Source organism: Gelidibacter sp., from assembly GCF_039916245.1.
Taxonomy (GTDB): Bacteria; Bacteroidota; Bacteroidia; order Flavobacteriales; family Flavobacteriaceae; genus Gelidibacter.
On the sequence record NZ_JBDSLS010000220.1, the window covers coordinates 1 to 19,296 of the forward strand.

Consider the following 19,296-nt stretch of genomic DNA (forward strand, 5'->3'; position numbering starts at 1 on the left):
AATGGCCTATGCCTTGAATAAGCAAGACGACTATGAAACCTATATCAAACGCGCTCAAAATTACAAGAACGTTTTTGATCCCGAAACCAAATTTATGAGAGGTCGTACCAGAAACACCTGGTTCGCTCCTTTTGATCCCTATGAGGTCAATTTTAATTACACCGAAGCAAACGCTTGGCAATATAGTTTTTATGTGCCACAAGACATGTCAGGATTAATTGACTTGATGGGCGGAAAAGAAATTCTGGAAGCACAATTGGACACCTTGTTTACAGCTAAGAACAACACTTCTGGACGTGCTATGCAAGACATCACAGGACTTATTGGTCAATATGCACACGGCAATGAACCGAGTCATCATATGGCCTATCTCTATAACTTTGTCAACAAACCCTATAAAACACAAGAGAAAGTCCATCAAATCCTGACCGAACTCTATAAAAATGCGCCCGACGGCATTGCAGGAAATGAGGATTGCGGACAAATGAGTGCGTGGTATGTGTTTTCGGCCATGGGTTTTTATCCAGTAACACCAGGTGCCGATCAATACATCATCGGAACGCCCTTATTTGATAAGGCGACCATCAATCTTGAAAACGGAAAAAACTTTACTATCAAAGCATTTGACCTTTCTAATGAAAACAAATACATTGATTATGTGAGACTCAACGGATCGAAATTGAAACAAAGCTATATTTCTTCAAAAGACATTCTATCGGGGGGTATTTTGGAGTTTTTCATGACCAACTCCCCATCTGATTGGGCTACCGATGACGATGAAGTCCCCGTCACATCGATTGACAAGTTTAAAATAGTTCCCGTTCCATTTATAGCCAAAGGCGACATCGCATTTAGAGGCGAAACGGAAGTGGTTTTAGAAAATGCCCAAAAAGAAACCGATATTTTCTACACTTTAAATGATTCGATTTATACCAAATACGAAAAACCATTTATCATTTCTGAACCCTCGTTCTTAAAGGTGTATTCAGAAAAAGATGATGTAAAAAGCGCTATGATTGCCACTGAGTTTTACAAGATAGATCCTAACATAAGCATCATTCTCAAAACTACATACGCCAACCAATACAGCGCCGGCGGACCCAATGCTTTAATTGACGGAATTAAAGGTTCAAAAGACTTTAGGTCAGGCTCTTGGCAAGGCTATGAAGATAAAGATGTTGAAGCCATCGTTGATTTGGGCGAAGAGCAACCCATCCACGCGGTTAGTGTCAACTTTTTGCAGGACCAACGCGCTTTCATATTTTATCCAACAGAAGTGTTCTGCTATATTTCGACTGACAATAAAAGCTTTCAATTAGTCGGAAGACAAAACACAAACGCAACAAAACGATCGGAAGAAGCACGAACAACAACCATTACTTTCGACTTAAAAGATAAAAACGCAAAATTCGTTAAGCTTGTGGCAAAGAAACTAGGCCGACTTCCAACTTGGCATTCGGGTTACAAGTCCTATGGAAAGAGCTGGATCTTTGTGGATGAGATTAATGTTCAGTCTGCAGTTGGCAGTCCTCAGTAGGCAGTACTCAGTAGACAGTCTTCAGTCGCAGTGTTACATCCGCAGGGGCTTTAAAACTAAAAACCATTCGTGTACCCTCCTGAACGGAAGGACAGGTTCAAGGCTAAAACTATTTACCTTGGACCTTGAACTTCGGAAAATTTAGCGTTCCCTACGCTTTATGGACCTTCCTAAGATCTGTATCTAATATTGATGGATTTACATTTTTAGATAAGAACTTCTTTTACCCGTTCTTATGAGCAACACTTCCTTCCTTTCCACATCTTGACAACAATCTAATATCACGAATTTCCAACCCCATACCCATTTCCAGTTTATCGACCGAAGGTCTCAATGAACTCATTGTCCGGATATTTCGTCATTAGCCGTAAGCGTGTTTATTGGGTCGCAAGCAATATTCATGTATTTCATCGGTGTTTTTTGAGTCGTAATTCATATTAACCGTTTATCGATGTTCTATATCTAATTTATTCTATTGAACTGAAGTTGTGTTGTTTCTTTATGTAATAATAAATCAACATTCAATTATTGTCATGAAGAAAATTTTAATCCTTATCGTTCTAATCACTTTACCCGTTTTAACTTTTGGTCAAAATACTTCTAATGATACTGAAAAACAGAATGTACCAATTACATTGAATAGTCTTACTCAAAGTGACGCTCAAGATCAAAGCACTTCCATGGCGCTTACCAAAACTGAAGTGACCAGCTTAAGCTATAAAAAAAGTAACGACCTGATCAGCATCAAAGCCTACAGAAAAAGCTTGCAAATCAAGGTTAAGGAAATAATATCTTGTTAAAATAAGGTTTATAAAGAAACCGAATTTCATATTAAAAAACCGAGGCACTTCTTAATTGAAATGCCTCTTTTTTTTTATTTATTGTAATCGGTTAACCTCGACAAAAACCAAGGCTTCATGAGTCTGGTATTTCGAGATGGGAATAACCTCAACGAAAAAAGGACAGGGTTTGAAACCCTATCCTTTGATACTGACTATATTTATGCTTTATGCGATTAAATGAACTCCTTATTTGTTGTTAGGAATAATATCAATAATCACAGTTCTGTTATAAGCTCTTTCTTCTGGAAGTTTATTTCCAAAAGGCGCTGCATTTTCATTTTCACCCATGCCATCTACTTCAAATTTAACTCCTGTAGTACCTAGTTTTCTCAAACTGTTTTTTAAAGTGGTTTGAACATTATTAGCTCTCTGTACAGATAAGTTTTTATTATAAGCATCTTCACCAATAATATCAGTATGCCCGTGGATAATCACTTTTGCGTTGGCAGGAATTTTAGGCGCAACAATTTCAGCAAGATATGTATTATACATAGCAATCGCTTCTGCAGAGTCAAACTCATATACGATACTAAATCTGATGCCTTCTTCAATCTTGGAAGGAGTCCAAGCTACAATATGCACATTAGATTCTTGAGTTACAATCTCACCTACTTTGTTAGTACCAATCATTTTCACTTTGTAATCTCCTTCAGGTTTTGTTCCTAAAATATTATTTCCAGAAATTTTAACTTCATCTTCAGTATAAGGTCCGAAATTTTGTACAATTCCATTTTCATCTGTAACTTCAATGCTCCAGGTGCTAAATGCTTCATCTGCTCCGTCAACTTTAAAAGTGACATAACTGGAGATTGGCGCATCTTGTACTCCTACAATCTTTACAGGTTTCAAAGCGGCGTTAGGACCATTCTGAAATTCCATTAACAATTCAGGAGAGCTACTTTCAACAGAAACTCTTCTATCTCCACTTTCACGAAGAATAATTAACTCTTGTGAAGCTCCTTGTTCTCCTGCGGTTTTCGGTTTATTCCTTCCTTCAATAGCAATTCTGTTGCCATTAATTTCAAATACGTCTACTAAATATTTTTTAACAGACTCTGCCATAAGTTTTCCATCTGGAGATCCATTTTCTGAAGATCCAACCAAAGTGATGGTGGTGCTTGGGTTTTCCTCCATACGGTCACCAAGAATATTTAAAATATTATAATAAACGGTCATTACGCGTTCTGAACGACTTGATATTTTTGAACTTGGTGCTAGCACTTCAACCTGATCTTCTTTAAAATCTTTTACTTGACTTTTATCCAACAATACATAGCGGTTTGAGATCGCTGTAGATCCTTGGTCAAAATAAATATAGTTAAGCAATGGGAAGCTCTCGGCAATGCTTAGCCTTCCGGGTACATTTTTGGGAGAATCCACGGTAAACACCACTTTAGGCACGATTGGTTCAACAACTTCCTCTTCAAGTGGCAAAATTTTACTTCCAACCCCTAATTTTAATACAACACCTGCTCTTATTGTAGTTACATTCCAAGTTTCAATGGAGCGTGGTGTTTGTCCAAAATATGGATGAAAAGCTACAAAAGGTGACATCACAAATTGTGTCTTATTACCTTTAGAAGAGAGTGGAATATCATATCCTGCTCCAATTTGGCCGGAAATTATTGTTCCTTTCACTTCATTAAAATCGCCTTCATCGGCTTCAGGCTTAACTTGATTAGGGAAACTTGGATTAACTCCTAATTGATAAGTATAGGATTTGTTTTGGACAAAAGCAACCCGAGGTCCCGCATAGAGATATAAATTAGACTTGAATGGCGCAAAACGCAAACTAGGTTCTACAGTAATATAGCTGAGATCCGCTGACAAATCAGCCGGACAGTTACAATCGGTAAGAACTTGATCGAAGTCTCCTTTTCTGCTGTCATACCCTGCCTGTAAAATAAATCCGAATCTCGTATTAGGCTTGTAATATTCAATACTAGGAGCAATAAACAGTCCGATACCATTTCCTTTATTGAAAACCGCCGGAGGTGTTAAAGATGAAGACAACTGATTGGTTGAACCGTCAAAGAAATTAAAGTTAGCCCCACCTGCCACTCCAAAATACCACGAAGGTGCAGAATATTGGTTCTCTTGTGCCTGAACTGCTCCTTGAATTCCGACGATAATTAAAGCACTTAAAATAAGGCCCTTTATATAAAGGGATCGCGCAAATAGCGACCCCTTGTTTAGATTAATTTTATTATTCATGTTTTGAAATTTAGTTTTATTAAGCTTTATAATTAGTTAGCTGGTTTAGCAATAACATTTGTATCAGTCATTACAATAGATCCATTGATACATAACATTCTTCCTTCTGCCACTGCGTGTGAATTCATTGTGACAGAGGTTAAGGCTAAAATATTTCCTTTAAAAATGGTATAGTCACCAACAGTAGCTGAGCTACCAACTTGCCAAAAGATATTTTTAGCTTTGGCTCCACCTGCTAGGATTATATTTCCACCAGCACCACCTATTGTAGTAAAACTGGAAGCTACTTGGAAGATCCAAGTTGCATTAGGATCTCCTTGTGCATCAAGTGTTAAATCGCCATTTTGAATTAAAAGCGTAGATGTTGATTTATAGATACCAGGCGCTAACGTTAGACCTCCTTGATCTCCTGATACTGTGGCAGGCGCTGGAACAGTTGCTCCTGCAGCAGCTAAATAGGCAGCTGTTAAATCAGCTTTAGCCTGAATTAGCATTGCTGGCACTGGTGTAGCATCATCGGAAGCGTAAATGGCTCCATTTATTATTACTGCCGGTGGAAATCCGGTTACAGAGGATCTTAAGCCTGGAGAAATCCCCACATCCAAGTCTTTGATTTCACTAAATCCAGCATTGTTACTCACACCCACGGCTGCAAAAATTCCAAATCTTCCAACAGATCCAAGATCTATTGCTGCGGTATTTGCCGTCAAAGTTTTAAAGGTCCATTCGTAATTACTGCTTAATGAAACACCGGTGGTGCTTTTAGCCTCCGTTGTGATGGTGGCAGTATAGGTTGTGTTTTCCACTAAAGGACTTGTAGGTTCGAAGCTTAGCCTTACACCAGTATAAGTTAGATTTCCTGCAATAACCGTTGCACCACTTTTCAATGTAAATGAGTTGCTATTTATTGTGGTTGGATCCATAGCTACACTAAAGTCTGCTGAAATAATTTTATTTAGCTCAACGCCTGTTGCATTGTCTTCGGGATCGTTAGAAACAACCGTCGGCCCAACTGAATTTCCTGTAACAAACTTCCAAGTATATTCACTAACCAAAGCAATTCCTTGAACGTTTTTGGCTTCCGTTGTAATTTTTGCTGTGTATTCAGTATCGCTCAACAGTGCGCTAGTAGGCATAAAAGAAGCTGTTTGTCCTGAATATGATACCGTGCCAGCAACAACTGTAGCTCCTTGGGTTAATGTGAAAACCCCAGTATTAAATGTTAAGGGATCCATAGGCGCACTAAAGTTTGCAGTGATCACTTTATTAAGTGGCACTCCTGTCGCATTATTAATAGGATCTGTAGAAACTACTTTTGGGGCTACACTAGTCCCGGTGGTAAATTTCCAAGTATAATTACCTTCTATAGCAGTTCCTTCTGTATTCTTGGTTCCTGTAGTTATTGTTGCAGTATATTCAGTATTACTCGTAAGGTCATTAGTAGGATCAAAAGAGACGGTTTGACCTGAATATGTAACAGCGCCAACAACCGCAGTTGTGCCTTGTGTTAGAGTGAACGTACTGGTATTAATAGTTGTGGGATCCATTAACATATTAAAACTTGCAGTAATCGTTTTGTTAAGGAATACGTTAGTAGCTAGATTAACAGGATCCGTGGAAGCAACCATCGGGAGAACAGTTTGTCCAGTACTAAAAGTAAAAATATGGTCTTCTTGCAACGCATTACCTTTTGTATCCTTAACAGATGTGGTAACGGTACCTGTATAAGTGGTGTTCATTTTTAAAGGGGCTGTTGGCTTAAATGTTGCTAGAGCACCACTTATTGAAACCTCGCCCGCAATACGATCCGTACCCGCTCCATTTATAAAGAAACTGGCGCCATTAAAAGTTGCCGGATTCATATCCTTGTTGAATAAAACCGTAATGGTTTGATCTAATGGCACATCGATAGCGCCATTTTCGGGATTTGTTGTTGTAACTTCTGGACAGAGGCCTACTTCAGCTTCAAAATCGTCACTGGAGCATCCAGATACCATTACAATAAATAGAATGGCAAAGGATAGAATAGAGTATTTAATTTTCATTTTTCATTGGAATTAGAGTTAATTGAGAGTGCTGTTTATACAGCTTTTTAATCATGCATGACAAGATTGTCAATGGCATATTGAAGAATTTGTTAATAATAATTTAGTTTTTCTTGACCTTGTAAAATCACAACTTATAGATTCTTTAAGATTTCATCCATTTCGTCTGCTGTTTTGCCAAGGATTATTTGCAGTCTTGCAATCATTACGTCATTCTTTCCCTTTACAAATAATAAATTATGATCGGTCAGTTCAGCAAGTTTTAAATTGAGCTTACTTTTCTTAGCACTCCAAGATTTATTGTTTTCAGTTAGGTCCATATATCAATAGTGATTACGCATTACACTGCAAAGGTGATTTTTTAATGACCTTGAAGTGTTACGTAATTATTCAATTAGTTGCATAATTTCCATGTTGACTGATTGACAACATCCATCTTTGCAGTGGCTGACACATGAATGTGAGGCTTTATTTGTCAGAAAGGCGAATCAAATATCCAAGAATAGGCTTACCTTGTATTATGTTGACCCTTAAGTGAAATGGGCATTAAGTTTTGTTAGATTATCTGATTTCTATTATTGGAGAAAAGACAAGACTGTCCAAATTATCATGGTTTGGAACCTAATTCAAGGGACATCTCTTTTTACATTCAATTAATAGAACCAATTTGTTTGGATGTAAAAAAGAGCGATGCACTTCCGAAGATGCATATCGCTCTATTTACCATAACCAAATGATTAGATTACATCCGATCCATATACCACTTCAATTCTTTTTCCATCTTGTTAAACAGCAAAACTTCGGTAATTGTCTTTTTTAGACGTAAAAAAGCAGTTTCACTTTTTACAATATAATCGGCTGCCTTGTGATGCATACATTCTACGGCCACCTCAATCTTATCTTGGGAAGAAAGCATTAGAACTGGCATATTAGGATTGAATTCTTTTATTTTATCCAAGGTTTCCAGACCATTGATAGCATCTTTGTCAATGCCGTCCAAATGATAGTCTAAAACAATAACATCTGGATTTTTTGATAAATTGGCGATACAGAGTTCTCCAGTAGGAAAGGTGTGAATATCAAAATCTGCGCTTTCCAAAAAATCAATTTCCAATGATTTTAGGTATAACGCATCATCATCCACCAGAAATAGTTTGATTTTATCAGTCTTCATTGCTTATTTTTTTAAATGCGGAAAGTTCTTCCATTAATTCCTCACAGGCTTGCGTACAAACTTTATCAATTTGCGATACCAATTCTGCCATATCCTCAGCTTCTTGTTGCGAACTGGCATACTCGTGAATCCTTTTAGCGATGTTTTCGAAGTCAGGATTTATTCCCATTATTGAAAATGAAGGGATCATTTTATGGACAGCATCTTGTAATGTTTGCCAATCCTTATTTGACAAGGCCTCTTTCATGGCATTTATAAGAGGCGGTGTTTGCTCCAAATACAATGAAATCATTTCTTCCATCAGTAATTTGTTCGCTTTAGTACGCGTACTTAAATAACTCAGGTCCGTGTATCTTATCTTTATCACTTCCTCAACCACACTCCTTTTGGCTGCGACCTTAATGGTGCTTTTCTTGATGAGCTCTATCATTTTACTGTATAATACTCTTTCGTCAACGGGTTTTGCGATGTAATCATTCATTCCAACTGCTTTGCATTTGGCCAAATCAACAGTTGTGACATCGGCTGTTAAAGCAATGATGGGAATACTGGAATCCATAACATTACGGATATAATCAGTGGCTTCGAACCCATTCATTTCTGGCATCTGTAAGTCCATTAAAATAAGGTCGTAAACTGTTGCCTTCATTTTTTCGATGGCAATTAGTCCATTACCAGCAATATCACATTCGAATCCAAAATCATCCAACAGAGTTTTCATCAGTAATTGATTAAGGGGAATATCTTCAACCACCAAGATTCTTTTATCGGTCATTTCCTTACCATATTCCGTCAATTTCTTTTCCATTTCGGGATCTGCGTCTGTTTTGTAAAAACTCAACATAAAACTAAAGGTAGAACCTTTATCGATTTCACTAATTACTTTGATGCTTCCATCCTGAGCTTCCACTAATTGTTTAACAATAGCAAGTCCCAAACCTGTACCGCCATAAATACGTGATGTGTTGCTGGACGCCTGTTGAAAGTTTTCGAATATAGCATCTATTCTTGAATTTGGGATCCCAATTCCAGTGTCGCTCACTGCAAATTCGAGCGTTACTCTTTGGTCATTTTCATCCAGTAATTTGACGCTGATGGTAATCTTTCCTTTTGTTGTAAACTTAACGGCATTACTGACTAAGTTCGATATAATTTGGTGCAAACGCAAGGAATCGCCAATCAATACTGCTGGAATTCTGTCATCATACACTTTGACCAGCTCCAAATTTCTTTCTTGGATTTTTGATCCGTATAAATGGAGCATTGCCGCGATGGATGATGACATTCTAAAAGGAATTTGTTCAAAAGTCATTTTTCCTGCATCCACTTTTGCCAAGTCCAGAATATCGTTAATTAACACGATTAAGGCATCACCACTTACTTTGATGGCGTTGAGATATTCTTCTTGTTTTTCTGTGAGTTCTGATTTAAGGAGCACTTTCGCAAACCCGATGATGGCATTCATTGGAGTTCGTATTTCATGGCTCATGTTCGACAGGAATTGCTGTTTAGCTTTCACGGCATCCTCCGCAATCAACCTATCTTTGTCAGCTTTCATTTTTGCTTCCTCTGCAATCAATGTTGCCATTTCTGCAAAGAGCATTGCTTCCGTCAAATCCTTGGCAATTCTTTTTTGCTCAGTCACATCACGAGCGACAATAACAATTCCGACGACTTCTCCTGCATCGTCCCTATACTCAGACGCATTAAAAGAAACGTCAGTTAAATTGCCGTTTTTATGCATTATCGTCAATGGATAATCATTTACAAAACCATTTCTGAAGACTTGAAGATACCCTTCCTTTGCTTTTTTAGCATCTGTAAAATAATAAGAAAAGTCAGTGCCGATCAAGTTTTGCCTTCCGATACCGGTGACTTTAATCAATGCTTCATTAACGTCCATGATTTTCCCTTCCGCATTTATTGTAACCAACGGATCCAAGCTGGCTTCAATTAAACTCCGTGCATAATTGAAATCTTCAATAATTATATTATTCATTAACTGTCTTTTTAATTCAAATGTCTTCTAAGGAACTGCGTTTCTTTTCTTTCAATTTTTTAAAATGGGTAGGAGAAAGTCCTGTAACTTTTTTAAACTGATTTGATAAATGGGCAACACTACTATAGTTCATTTTCCAAGCGATCTCAGTAATGTTCAATTCCCCATAAATTATTAATTCCTTAATCCTTTCAGTTTTGTGGGCAATAACAAATTGCTCAATGGTCGTTCCCTGCACTTCAGAAAATAGGTTTGACATATACATGTAGTCCTGGTCTAATTTCTCACTTAAATAATTTGAAAAGTTCATTTTAATGATTTCATCGGAATGATGCACCATTTCGATAATAACATTTTTTATTCTCTCGATCAAGATGGCACGCTTATCGTCCATTAATTCAAACCCAGATTCAAGCAGGTCTATTCTTAATTGATTTCGCTGTGCCGCCGAGATATTCTCCATGAGTTCAACCTCGCCTAAATCAACTATTACAAAGTGTAACCCAAGCTTACGCAACACTTTTTTTACTGCTATTTTGCAGCGGTTGCTAACCATGTATTTGATATGTAGTTTCACAGTGAAATTTTTGGCGAATATACAACGAATGCATGGACGGATATTGGAAATTAATTAAAGGACAGATTGTTTTATTTTGGATGGTTTCTGAGGCATGCTTTTGGATTTGCTTTGTTATTACACAGAGAGAAATTACACGGAGTTGCGCTGAAATTGCACGGAGATTCACGGAGAAATTATTACACGGAGACAAATGGTAACAAATTAACAACCCACAATTTAAGCACAAACAGCTTTGCGCCTTTGCGTCTCTGCGAGGAATATTTACACGGAGATACGCTGAAATTGCACGGACATTCACGGAGACAAATGATAATAACTTAACAACCCACAATTTAAGCACAAACAGCTTTGCGTCTCCGCGACTCTGCGAGGAATATTTACACGGAGTTGCGCTGAAATTACACTGAGATTCACGGAGACCAATGATAACGAATTACCTCAACTTAATAATCTAAAATTTCAAGTGTAATCACCTTTGCATCTCCGCGGCTCTGCGAGAAATAATTACATAGAGACACACAGATAAAAAATCTCTGTGTCCCTCAGTGTGACTCTGTGCAACTCCGCGTAACACCCATCCAATTTCATATTAACCGTATCCCCGTGCCCAAATCAAATTATCTTTTGTAATTTTATCGACTTCAAAAAAACTAACAATGTCCGAACAAAAACGCCTTTTTTTAGTCGATGCCTACGCCCTAATTTTTAGAGGGTATTATGCTTTTATAAAAAATCCACAAATTAATTCCAAAGGAGAAGACACTTCTGCAATTATGGGGTTTATGAACTCTTTGTTGGATGTCATAAAGCGCGAACGCCCAGATCATTTGGCAGTGTGCTTTGACAAAGGCGGCAGTGTGGATCGGGTGGAAATGTTTGAAGCCTACAAAGCCAACCGCGACGAAACCCCTGAAGGGATCAAAACTGCGATTCCACATATTCAAAACATCCTCCGCGCCATGCACATCCCGATCATGGTCAAAGATGGCTATGAAGCGGACGATGTGATTGGAACCCTATCCAGACAAGCCGAAGCACAAGGCTACAAAACCTATATGGTCACGCCAGACAAGGATTTTGCACAATTGGTTACTGAAAACACCTTCATGTACCGACCAAAATCATTTGGCGGTGGTTATGAAACTTGGGGTGTTGAAGAAGTAAAGAAAAAATTCGAAGTCGATCATCCGCTCCAAGTCATCGATTTCTTGGGAATGATGGGCGATTCATCAGACAACATCCCAGGATTGCCAGGTGTTGGCGAAAAAACAGCTAAAAAATTCATGAAGGAATACGGCAGCATGGAAAACCTTTTGGCCAATACCCATGAGCTCAAAGGAAAGATGAAAGAGAATATTGAAGCCAATAAAGAACTGGGCATGCTATCAAAGACTTTGGCCACCATTATGCTCGATGTGCCCGTTAAGTTTTGTGAAACCGACTTTGAAATGTCACATCCTGACATTGAAGCCGTCACCAACATATTTCAGGAATTGGAATTTAGACGTCTAACGGATAATTTCATTAAAACCTTTGCACCAGATGCGCTCAGCGCCTCGAACGCCTCCACAAGTACAGAAGCCAAAACAAAGCCTACAGAAGTAAAATCTGCAGGATTGGGACAATTTTCCTTATTTGGTGGCGATGTGAATGAAGATTCTACGGCACCAACTGCCGATGCGCATATTCGTACCACTTCAGAAACGACCTCACATTTTTACCAAAGTGTCGCGAGTGGGATGGCCACGAAATTGTTCCTTCAAAATTTAATGAAACAAACCAGTGTTTGCTTTGACACGGAAACTACAGGTCTAGATCCAATCACTGCTGAATTGGTGGGAATTGCTTTTTCTTGGGAAGTCGGAAAAGGATTTTATCTGCCATTTCCTGAAGATAAAAAAGAAGCACAAGAACTGATTGAGCAGTTACGTCCGTTTTTTGAAAGTGAGGCTATTGAAAAAGTAGGCCAGAACTTAAAATATGACATCAAAGTACTTCATAAATACAACATTCAGGTTAAAGGCAAATTGTTTGACACCATGTTGGCACATTACCTCATCAATCCAGATATGCGTCATAATATGGATATTTTGGCAGAAACCTATCTGAATTACACACCAATTCCAATTGATGCACTCCTTGGCAAAAAAGGCAAAAGCCAACTCAACATGCGGGATATTCCATTGGAAAAACAAACCGAATATGCAGTTGAAGATGCCGATATCACCTTACAGCTCAAAGAGCATTTTGAAAAGGAATTAGGCGAAGCCAATATCCAAAAGTTATTTGATGACATTGAAATTCCGTTGTTGCGCGTACTTGCCGATATGGAATTGGAAGGCATCAATTTAGATGAGCAATTCCTGAATTCCCTATCTGAAAAATTAGATAATGACATCAAAACCTTAGAAGCCAATATATTTAAGGAAGCTGGCGAAGAATTTAATATTGCCTCTCCAAAACAGTTGGGTGAGATTTTATTTGACAAACTTAAATTGGTCGATAAACCTAAAAAAACGAAAACAGGACAATATGCCACGGGTGAAGATATTTTATCACTTCTAGCCAAAGATCACGACATTATTCAGCATATTTTAGAATATCGCGGACTCGCAAAACTCAAAAGCACCTATGTCGATGCCCTGCCAACTCAGGTGGAACCTTCTACAGGTCGTGTCCATACCGATTATATGCAAACCGTTGCCGCTACTGGACGTTTGAGCAGCAACAATCCGAACCTCCAAAATATTCCAATTCGCACCGAACGTGGACGTCAAGTGCGAAAAGCGTTTATCCCAAGAAATGAGAACTTCATTTTATTGGCGGCGGATTACTCTCAAATTGAATTGCGCATTATAGCGGCTTTGAGCGAAGAAGAAAACATGATCAACGCCTTTAAACATGGTGAGGATATTCACGCTTCTACCGCTTCAAAAGTTTTTAATGTGCCCCTTGAAGAAGTGACACGCGAGCAGCGTAGCAATGCTAAAACGGTCAATTTTGGAATTATTTATGGTGTTTCCGCTTTCGGATTGAGCAATCAAACGGATTTATCAAGAGGTGAGGCCAAAGATTTGATTGACACCTATTACGCGACCTATCCAAAACTGCGTCGTTATATTAGCGAGCAAATCGAATTTGCTCGACATCATGGTTATGTACAAACCGTTTCAGGTCGCCGCCGCTATTTAAAAGACATCAACTCTGGGAACGCAGTGGTCAGAGGCGCGGCAGAACGTAATGCCGTGAACGCCCCGATCCAAGGAAGTGCTGCCGATATTATTAAAATCGCCATGATCAACATTCACAAAAAGTTGGACGAAGGCCAATTCAAAACCAAAATGTTGCTTCAGGTACATGATGAGTTGGTTTTTGATGTGTATAAACCAGAATTGGAAGACATCAAAAAAATGGTCAAGACGGAGATGGAAAGTGCTTATACGTTAACTGTGCCGTTAATTGTGGATTTAGGGGTTGGAGAGGATTGGCTGGAGGCGCATTAGAATAGTATAAGTTTTAGTTTTTGGGCGTTACCCTTTGGGTCGGGCTATCCGTTGCAAGTCCTCGCTCCCCCGATAAAAATCGGGTCGCTGTGGGCTTTTCACTGCTATCCCTAACGCAGGAGGTCTTGTTAACTAAATCACTATGAACTATAAAGTGTCATACCAGCCCGAAATGCATTCTGGCGGGGGTTTTAAAACAGACTGGAAGTATGTTACATTCGTGAAATTTATAGTAAAGAATTTACGCCGGCATTTTCTGGCAACGAGTGAGTTTGTGAAAATTCGTGGAATTCGTGTCAAAAATTTTAAAAAATTAATTTTTAGTTTTTGGGCGTTCCCCTTTAGGTCGGGCTATCCGTTGCAAGTCCTCGCTCTCCCGATAAAAATCGAGGTCGTTGTGGGCTTTTCACTACAATTTAGCGAAGCGGTATCACGAATTCCTATTAATAAAATAAAATTGGATTCGTAATCCCTAACGCAGATAGTCTTTTTAAGTAAAATTTCATAAATAGAAACAAAGTTCTATACAGTTGAAAACTCAATTGTCAAAAAGATAAATCTGCATCAGAAAAAAAAACCAGAATTTAAGCGATTAAAACAATTAATAACTATGTTCAGGAAACTCGTTGGAATAGAGCCTTTGGAATTAATCTCGTCTGCTAATAAAAAATTAGTATCTTTTGCGGAAATGCTCATTTCACATTAAAAAGTCAAAGACCATTGAAAACAATACCCGTTACTTGTGCAATTATTCACTTTGGAAATAAAGTATTAGCAGTTCAAAGAAGTGAAACCATGAGCCTTCCTTTGAAATGGGAATTTGCTGGTGGAAAAATTGAACCTGGAGAAAGTGAAGAAGAGTGTATAAAACGAGAAATCTTCGAAGAGCTCAACATCCATATTAATTTAAAACGAAAACTCACGGCCGTAATTCATCAATACCCCAACTTTAAAATTAATTTGATACCATTTATTGGTGAGTATGTTTCAGGAGAATTGAAACTAAAAGAGCATGCTGATCATGTTCTATTGGATAAGGATGAATTATACACTTTGGATTGGGCGGAGGCTGATTTGCCTATTTTAAAAGAATTTACTGAACTATGAATCAAGGCATCTATGAGTTAGTAACGCAACTAGTCTCTAATAAAATAAAAGCTCTATATGAAAATAAAATCTTTTTTGAATAATGTCGCAAATGAAGATTACTTCCTTTTACTGTGTCATATTTGGAAAATTAAACGCTAGCTATAAATTAATCATCACCAAGAAATTTTCAGGAATCATATCCATGTTCAATTGCTAGAAAAAAAAATTTTAAATTTTAAGTTAAATTGCTTTTCGAGTGTTTTAATTTAATCAAGATGATTTCGAAAAGTTTTTTTTCTATAAAATATTTTAAAATTCCTTTTATTAAATATTGATAAATACAAGATATCGATTACAGCTATAATTAGTCGGCAATTCCGAAATCGTTTCCTGAGAAACTACACCTATAATATGATGGAGGTTTCAGTTCCCTATTATGCATTTTTTAGGCAATTGACTATATTAATTGTTATTTGTCAGTAATTATTGTTTCAATTTTGTTAAGTTCATTCGTCAAAAGTCGTTTAGTTTCCTTTATAGCGTCCTTTCTCAAGGGTACTCCCAAAATCAAAATTGAATTTGTCACTTTGTTTATCCCGTTTTTATATTCAATATGTTTAATTTCTATTTTGTCTGATGGGTAACAAAGAAAGCCATATTTAAAATCCGATTTACTAAATGAGGAGTAAGCCATTATTTGGTGTAAATCGTGCCTATGATATTCTTTAAGCACTTCACTTTGGTCAAATTTATTATAAAGATTTGATTTGTACTTTGCGTCAATGAACACCATAAAATTTTCTTTATGAAAAATAGCATCAGGTTCAATATGTTTTAATTCCCAAGAGTAATGCTTTGAAGTTTTACTGCGGAATTTGAAATTTGAATAAAGTCGACCACCAATTTCTTTTGCGGTTTCTTTAAATATATGTTGAATAAATTTTTCAAATACATCAGAAAAGTCAACACGCCACGCCGTACTGTCAACAAGATTAAAGTTAAGAATTTTATTTGCTTGTTCTTTACAAGCTTTTACTGATGGGCTGTCTGAAAACCGAACAACTATTTTATTGGTTACTTTTGGCTTATGATGATACAACCGCTCATCAAGAAAGTTTAACCTATTTCGTAGTGTGTTTTTTATTCTTTGTGGTGTATTAGCTGAAAGGAGTTCACTTTTACAAATATCAAACACATTTCTAATTTCTGCATATTCGCTGTGAAACTCGCTTAACACATTGGTTCTAGCTGGAAACTTTAAACGGTTTTCAACTTTGTATTCCGAATTAATGTATTTAGTCCAGTTTAATTGTCCAGTAGGTTGATTGGAAATTTTTTCAACGTTGTCAAACTTACGCCAAGGTCTTATCGTTAGTTTTTCAAGAGAGGCAATAAATTTCACAGCTTCTAAATATAATGGCGGTCTAAAGTTTTTACCTGATGCTAGGGGCAAACTATCTATCACCTCTGGGCTGATTTCTGTTCCGAGTAGGTTTAAAATTTCAATATAATCCTCAAATCTATCACGGCCGGTAAACCTGGGCATTACTACAAAATCACCGATTTGCTTTCCGGTATCTGAAGCTCTCAGTGGAATTGAGCCAATAAAGCTTGATGAATGAAATGTTAATGCAGTACTTTGATCTGAGCCAATTATATAAGGTCGAACCCCCAAGAATTTAAATTGCTCTGAATTGTAATCAATAAATTTTTGAAGATATTGCCCAATAACTCTTTTGTCTGCCGATTTGAACCATTTTTTTTGTAACACAATTCCGTCTAACTGCCTTGATCGTTCAGTTAAGCACGGGATTTCACAAAACACATCTAATGATTTTGTCATTCGAAAAGAGATAGATTTATTCTTGTCGAGAAATAGTTGTTAAACTCTTCTTTAGCATTCCGTAGAAGCCCTTCTTGTAAATATTCTTTAATTAAAGGGAAGATTTCGTAACGGATTCTATTGAGCATTTCCAATTCATTTTTAGCGATGAAATACCCTTCACCTGGCTGAAGGTCTAATTCAGTACTTGATGCATACCAATTAAAAACTCCCTCGATGACGGCAAAGTCTTCTTTAAAGAAAAACTCTTCCTCAGATAATACATTCACGCTGACATTTCCTAGTTTTTTGCTTGAGCCATTTATTATCTTTGGAGACATACTATACCAAGCAAAACGTCTTCTCAAGGCAAAATCCACAACAGCCAAACTTCTATCAGCTGTGTTCATAGTTGCAATTATAAAGAAATTGTTTGGCAGTTTATTTACCTTGAAATTAGGAGAAATTTCTATTTCAACATTTGAGACATCCATTTTGTGCTCAAATAAATAAAAAATTGGACCTAAAACATTGGAGAGGTTAGCTCTATTTATCTCGTCTATGATTAATATGACTTTTTCTGTACTATTCTCAACGGCATACTTCAAGGCTTCCGCAAAGCTTCCTAAATATTCCTTATATCGAAGTTCTTCGTTTGCAGTGTCAGGTCTAATTCCGAAAATGAAATCGGAGAAACTAGTCTCTGCGTGAAATTGAGTGAAAAATGTCTTTGCACCAATTTCGTCTGCAACACTTTTTGCTGTTCTTGTCTTTCCAGTTCCTGGAGGACCTTGAAGTACAATATATTTCCGTTCTTTTAACAGACCCTTTACATCTTCTATGTCATCACTAACTTCTTTTTTAAGAAAAGGCTCTAAAGCTTCAGTAATTGCTTTTCGATGGTCTTTATTAGTTGGCCATTCTCTTAGCTTTGCATAACCTGCTACAAAGGCAGCAATAATTTGCTTTCCTTTTTCACTTTCTGGGTCATCAACGATTTGGCAAGTAGGCAAAACTTTAGTGTAGGTTTTAATCGTGTTTTTAATGTGCTTCAAATCCGTTGCTCCAGTAATTGCTTTTGGCAAACTAGTTTCTATATCAGAAAAATCCGATTTACAAAAGCCTTTTTCGTTTGTTAGGTTTGAAAACAATCTCCGTAGCCCTGGATATGTTGCTAGCCCGTAGTCATTTTTAAATCCGCTGGAACCAATTCCAAGGCAAACCAACCAAGGCTTATTTTGATCATTAGGAAATATTGTTAAAGAAAAATCGTGAAATGGTCCGGATACTTCTTCTTCTGGGTGAATAAAACCAAAATAGGCACCATTATCTTTGAGAGCTTCTTGTCCTGTGTTATTTCTTTCGACATATGGCTTATTGAATTCGTTGTCTGCCCTAGCTCCGAATTGTTCTGCTTTCTCTTTTATGAATTGTCTAATGTTTTCTATGCTCATATTTTCTATTTGAGTGTCGTATTATAATGGCTGATAACTAAAGAATTAATCTTCAGTTTTTAGTTTATACTTTTTGAGTAATTCTTTAGCATTATCAAACTTCAAGAGTTCGTCAATAGTTAAATTGAATGCTTTCGCAAATACCGCCATATTAGTAAGTGAAATATTTCGCTCACCTCTTTCTATCATTCCAATATATGTCCTGTGGAATCCTGTTTTATATGATAGTTGCTCTTGACTTAAATTCTCTTGAGTTCTTAAGCGTCTTATTCTATCGCCAAATTCTTTTAAAAGAAAGTTATTTATCATAAATCGAAACTATACTAATTGTATACTTCAATCAACCTACAATGTGTATCATTTACTGAGTGTTTGCTTTCTTTAATGAATTAAAGTGAAAATTCTTTTTGTGAAGAATTACAAAAAAGACAATATTACATCTGATCAACAAATATGATTCTTGTAAAGAGTCAACAATAAAAATTAGAAACTAGTTGAGAATTAGAATTGTGATTGAGTGACTAAGGAAACAGTCGTAATATTATATAAACTCTAAAGGTGTCGCATTCGAAACCTTAAAAAAAAGCGGAACTAAATACGTTTTAAATTGAAACCAAAACACCGATATACAGAACATCAACATATAGCTCTTGAGTTTAGAACTTCCTTGCAAAATCTTCATCTGGAATTAATCAAAATGTTTTCTTTAGTTTGAAGAAGTTTACCTAAATTTTGGCTTAGATAACAAATCTAACCAACCAACCCACATCCGCGTTAGGGATTGCAGTGAAAAATCTTTTTGAAAGGCACGATTATAAAGATTGCAACGAAAAGCCCGGCCCGAAGAGAAACGCCCAAAAATAAAAATCTGCCAAAGTGATTCCGTTATTCTGCAATGATCACATTAGCTAAAAACCAATCCAACTCCTCTTCTGTATCAAACTCAAAATCACATTCAGCCTTATCCTGAAAGAAGTTGATTAAATTTAAATGACTTTCAAAGACTCTAAAGTGGTTGCCTTCATAATTATAGATAA

Annotated in this window: 14 protein-coding genes; 5 read left to right on the forward strand and 9 right to left on the reverse strand. The window is 37.0% G+C overall.

Going from position 1 to position 19,296, the window contains the following annotated elements; genetic code table 11:
• Both ABIQ28_RS11635 and ABIQ28_RS11640 read left to right on the forward strand, forming a co-directional pair.
• Nucleotides 1-1,537, forward strand: a 1,537-nt coding sequence (locus ABIQ28_RS11635; RefSeq protein ID WP_348037477.1) for a GH92 family glycosyl hydrolase, incomplete at its 5' end; no start/stop codon positions are given.
• A gap of 533 nt (nt 1,538-2,070) precedes the next feature.
• Nucleotides 2,071-2,337, forward strand: coding sequence for a hypothetical protein (locus ABIQ28_RS11640; protein ID WP_348037479.1), 267 nt, complete (start codon nt 2,071-2,073; stop codon nt 2,335-2,337).
• A gap of 228 nt (nt 2,338-2,565) precedes the next feature.
• Here ABIQ28_RS11640 and ABIQ28_RS11645 read toward each other — a convergent pair whose 3' ends face one another.
• The 6 genes from ABIQ28_RS11645 to ABIQ28_RS11670 all read right to left on the reverse strand — a co-directional run bounded on the left by ABIQ28_RS11645 (nt 2,566) and on the right by ABIQ28_RS11670 (nt 10,367).
• Nucleotides 2,566-4,593, reverse strand: coding sequence for an OmpA family protein (locus tag ABIQ28_RS11645; protein WP_348037481.1), 2,028 nt, complete (start codon nt 4,591-4,593; stop codon nt 2,566-2,568).
• Nucleotides 4,594-4,625: 32 nt separating this feature from the next.
• A complete protein-coding gene (locus ABIQ28_RS11650) occupies nt 4,626-6,638 on the reverse strand; it encodes an Ig-like domain-containing protein (protein ID WP_348037483.1) in 2,013 nt (670 codons plus the stop codon).
• Between the two features lie 134 nt (nt 6,639-6,772).
• A complete protein-coding gene (locus ABIQ28_RS11655; protein ID WP_348037484.1) occupies nt 6,773-6,958 on the reverse strand; it encodes a general stress protein CsbD in 186 nt (61 codons plus the stop codon).
• 422 nt (nt 6,959-7,380) lie between these two features.
• The gene (locus tag ABIQ28_RS11660; protein WP_348037485.1) at nt 7,381-7,812 is read right to left on the reverse strand and encodes a response regulator; all 432 of its coding nucleotides are present in this window, start codon (nt 7,810-7,812) and stop codon (nt 7,381-7,383) included.
• Entirely contained in the window at nt 7,802-9,811 is a 2,010-nt protein-coding gene (locus ABIQ28_RS11665; protein ID WP_348037486.1) for an ATP-binding protein, read from the reverse strand. Before ABIQ28_RS11665 ends, ABIQ28_RS11660 begins: the two co-directional genes overlap by 11 nt.
• Nucleotides 9,812-9,827: 16 nt before the next feature.
• Complete coding sequence (locus tag ABIQ28_RS11670) at nt 9,828-10,367, reverse strand: AraC family transcriptional regulator (protein WP_348037499.1); 540 nt, start codon at nt 10,365-10,367, stop codon at nt 9,828-9,830.
• Between the two features lie 680 nt (nt 10,368-11,047).
• Here ABIQ28_RS11670 and polA point away from each other — a divergent pair.
• The 3 genes from polA (at nt 11,048) to ABIQ28_RS11685 (ending at nt 15,001) form a co-directional block, all read left to right on the forward strand.
• On the forward strand, nt 11,048-13,894 hold the full coding sequence (gene polA, locus ABIQ28_RS11675) for a DNA polymerase I (RefSeq protein ID WP_348037487.1): 2,847 nt from the start codon (nt 11,048-11,050) through the stop codon (nt 13,892-13,894).
• Nucleotides 13,895-14,036: 142 nt separating this feature from the next.
• Nucleotides 14,037-14,363 (forward strand): hypothetical protein, encoded by a 327-nt coding sequence (locus ABIQ28_RS11680; protein ID WP_348037489.1) that lies wholly within the window; start codon nt 14,037-14,039, stop codon nt 14,361-14,363.
• A 251-nt stretch (nt 14,364-14,614) separates the two neighbouring features.
• A complete protein-coding gene (locus ABIQ28_RS11685; RefSeq protein ID WP_348037491.1) occupies nt 14,615-15,001 on the forward strand; it encodes a (deoxy)nucleoside triphosphate pyrophosphohydrolase in 387 nt (128 codons plus the stop codon).
• A gap of 451 nt (nt 15,002-15,452) precedes the next feature.
• Here the strand turns inward: ABIQ28_RS11685 and ABIQ28_RS11690 are convergent, their stop codons facing one another.
• Genes ABIQ28_RS11690 through ABIQ28_RS11700 form a run of 3 tightly spaced genes read right to left on the reverse strand, consistent with a single transcriptional unit; the run spans nt 15,453 to nt 18,568 of the window.
• Nucleotides 15,453-16,826 (reverse strand): hypothetical protein, encoded by a 1,374-nt coding sequence (locus tag ABIQ28_RS11690; RefSeq protein WP_348037493.1) that lies wholly within the window; start codon nt 16,824-16,826, stop codon nt 15,453-15,455.
• A complete protein-coding gene (locus tag ABIQ28_RS11695) occupies nt 16,823-18,259 on the reverse strand; it encodes an AAA family ATPase (RefSeq protein ID WP_348037495.1) in 1,437 nt (478 codons plus the stop codon). The genes ABIQ28_RS11690 and ABIQ28_RS11695 overlap by 4 nt, the downstream gene beginning before the upstream one ends.
• 45 nt (nt 18,260-18,304) lie before the next feature.
• Nucleotides 18,305-18,568: a helix-turn-helix transcriptional regulator gene (locus ABIQ28_RS11700; protein WP_348037497.1), complete on the reverse strand. Its 264-nt coding sequence runs from the start codon at nt 18,566-18,568 to the stop codon at nt 18,305-18,307.
• Between the last annotated feature and the right edge of the window lie 728 nt (nt 18,569-19,296).

What these genes read in the sequence shown, in the direction of transcription:
- ABIQ28_RS11665 (WP_348037486.1), bottom strand. Translation starts at nt 9,811, where the DNA reads ATGAATAATATAATTATTGAAGATTTCAATTATGCACGGAGTTTAATT.
- ABIQ28_RS11650 (WP_348037483.1), bottom strand. Translation starts at nt 6,638, where the DNA reads ATGAAAATTAAATACTCTATTCTATCCTTTGCCATTCTATTTATTGTA.
- ABIQ28_RS11700 (WP_348037497.1), bottom strand. Translation starts at nt 18,568, where the DNA reads ATGATAAATAACTTTCTTTTAAAAGAATTTGGCGATAGAATAAGACGC.
- ABIQ28_RS11660 (WP_348037485.1), bottom strand. Translation starts at nt 7,812, where the DNA reads ATGAAGACTGATAAAATCAAACTATTTCTGGTGGATGATGATGCGTTA.
- ABIQ28_RS11640 (WP_348037479.1), top strand. Translation starts at nt 2,071, where the DNA reads ATGAAGAAAATTTTAATCCTTATCGTTCTAATCACTTTACCCGTTTTA.
- ABIQ28_RS11690 (WP_348037493.1), bottom strand. Translation starts at nt 16,826, where the DNA reads ATGACAAAATCATTAGATGTGTTTTGTGAAATCCCGTGCTTAACTGAA.
- ABIQ28_RS11655 (WP_348037484.1), bottom strand. Translation starts at nt 6,958, where the DNA reads ATGGACCTAACTGAAAACAATAAATCTTGGAGTGCTAAGAAAAGTAAG.
- ABIQ28_RS11680 (WP_348037489.1), top strand. Translation starts at nt 14,037, where the DNA reads ATGAACTATAAAGTGTCATACCAGCCCGAAATGCATTCTGGCGGGGGT.
- polA (WP_348037487.1), top strand. Translation starts at nt 11,048, where the DNA reads ATGTCCGAACAAAAACGCCTTTTTTTAGTCGATGCCTACGCCCTAATT.
- ABIQ28_RS11670 (WP_348037499.1), bottom strand. Translation starts at nt 10,367, where the DNA reads ATGGTTAGCAACCGCTGCAAAATAGCAGTAAAAAAAGTGTTGCGTAAG.
- ABIQ28_RS11645 (WP_348037481.1), bottom strand. Translation starts at nt 4,593, where the DNA reads ATGAATAATAAAATTAATCTAAACAAGGGGTCGCTATTTGCGCGATCC.
- ABIQ28_RS11695 (WP_348037495.1), bottom strand. Translation starts at nt 18,259, where the DNA reads ATGAGCATAGAAAACATTAGACAATTCATAAAAGAGAAAGCAGAACAA.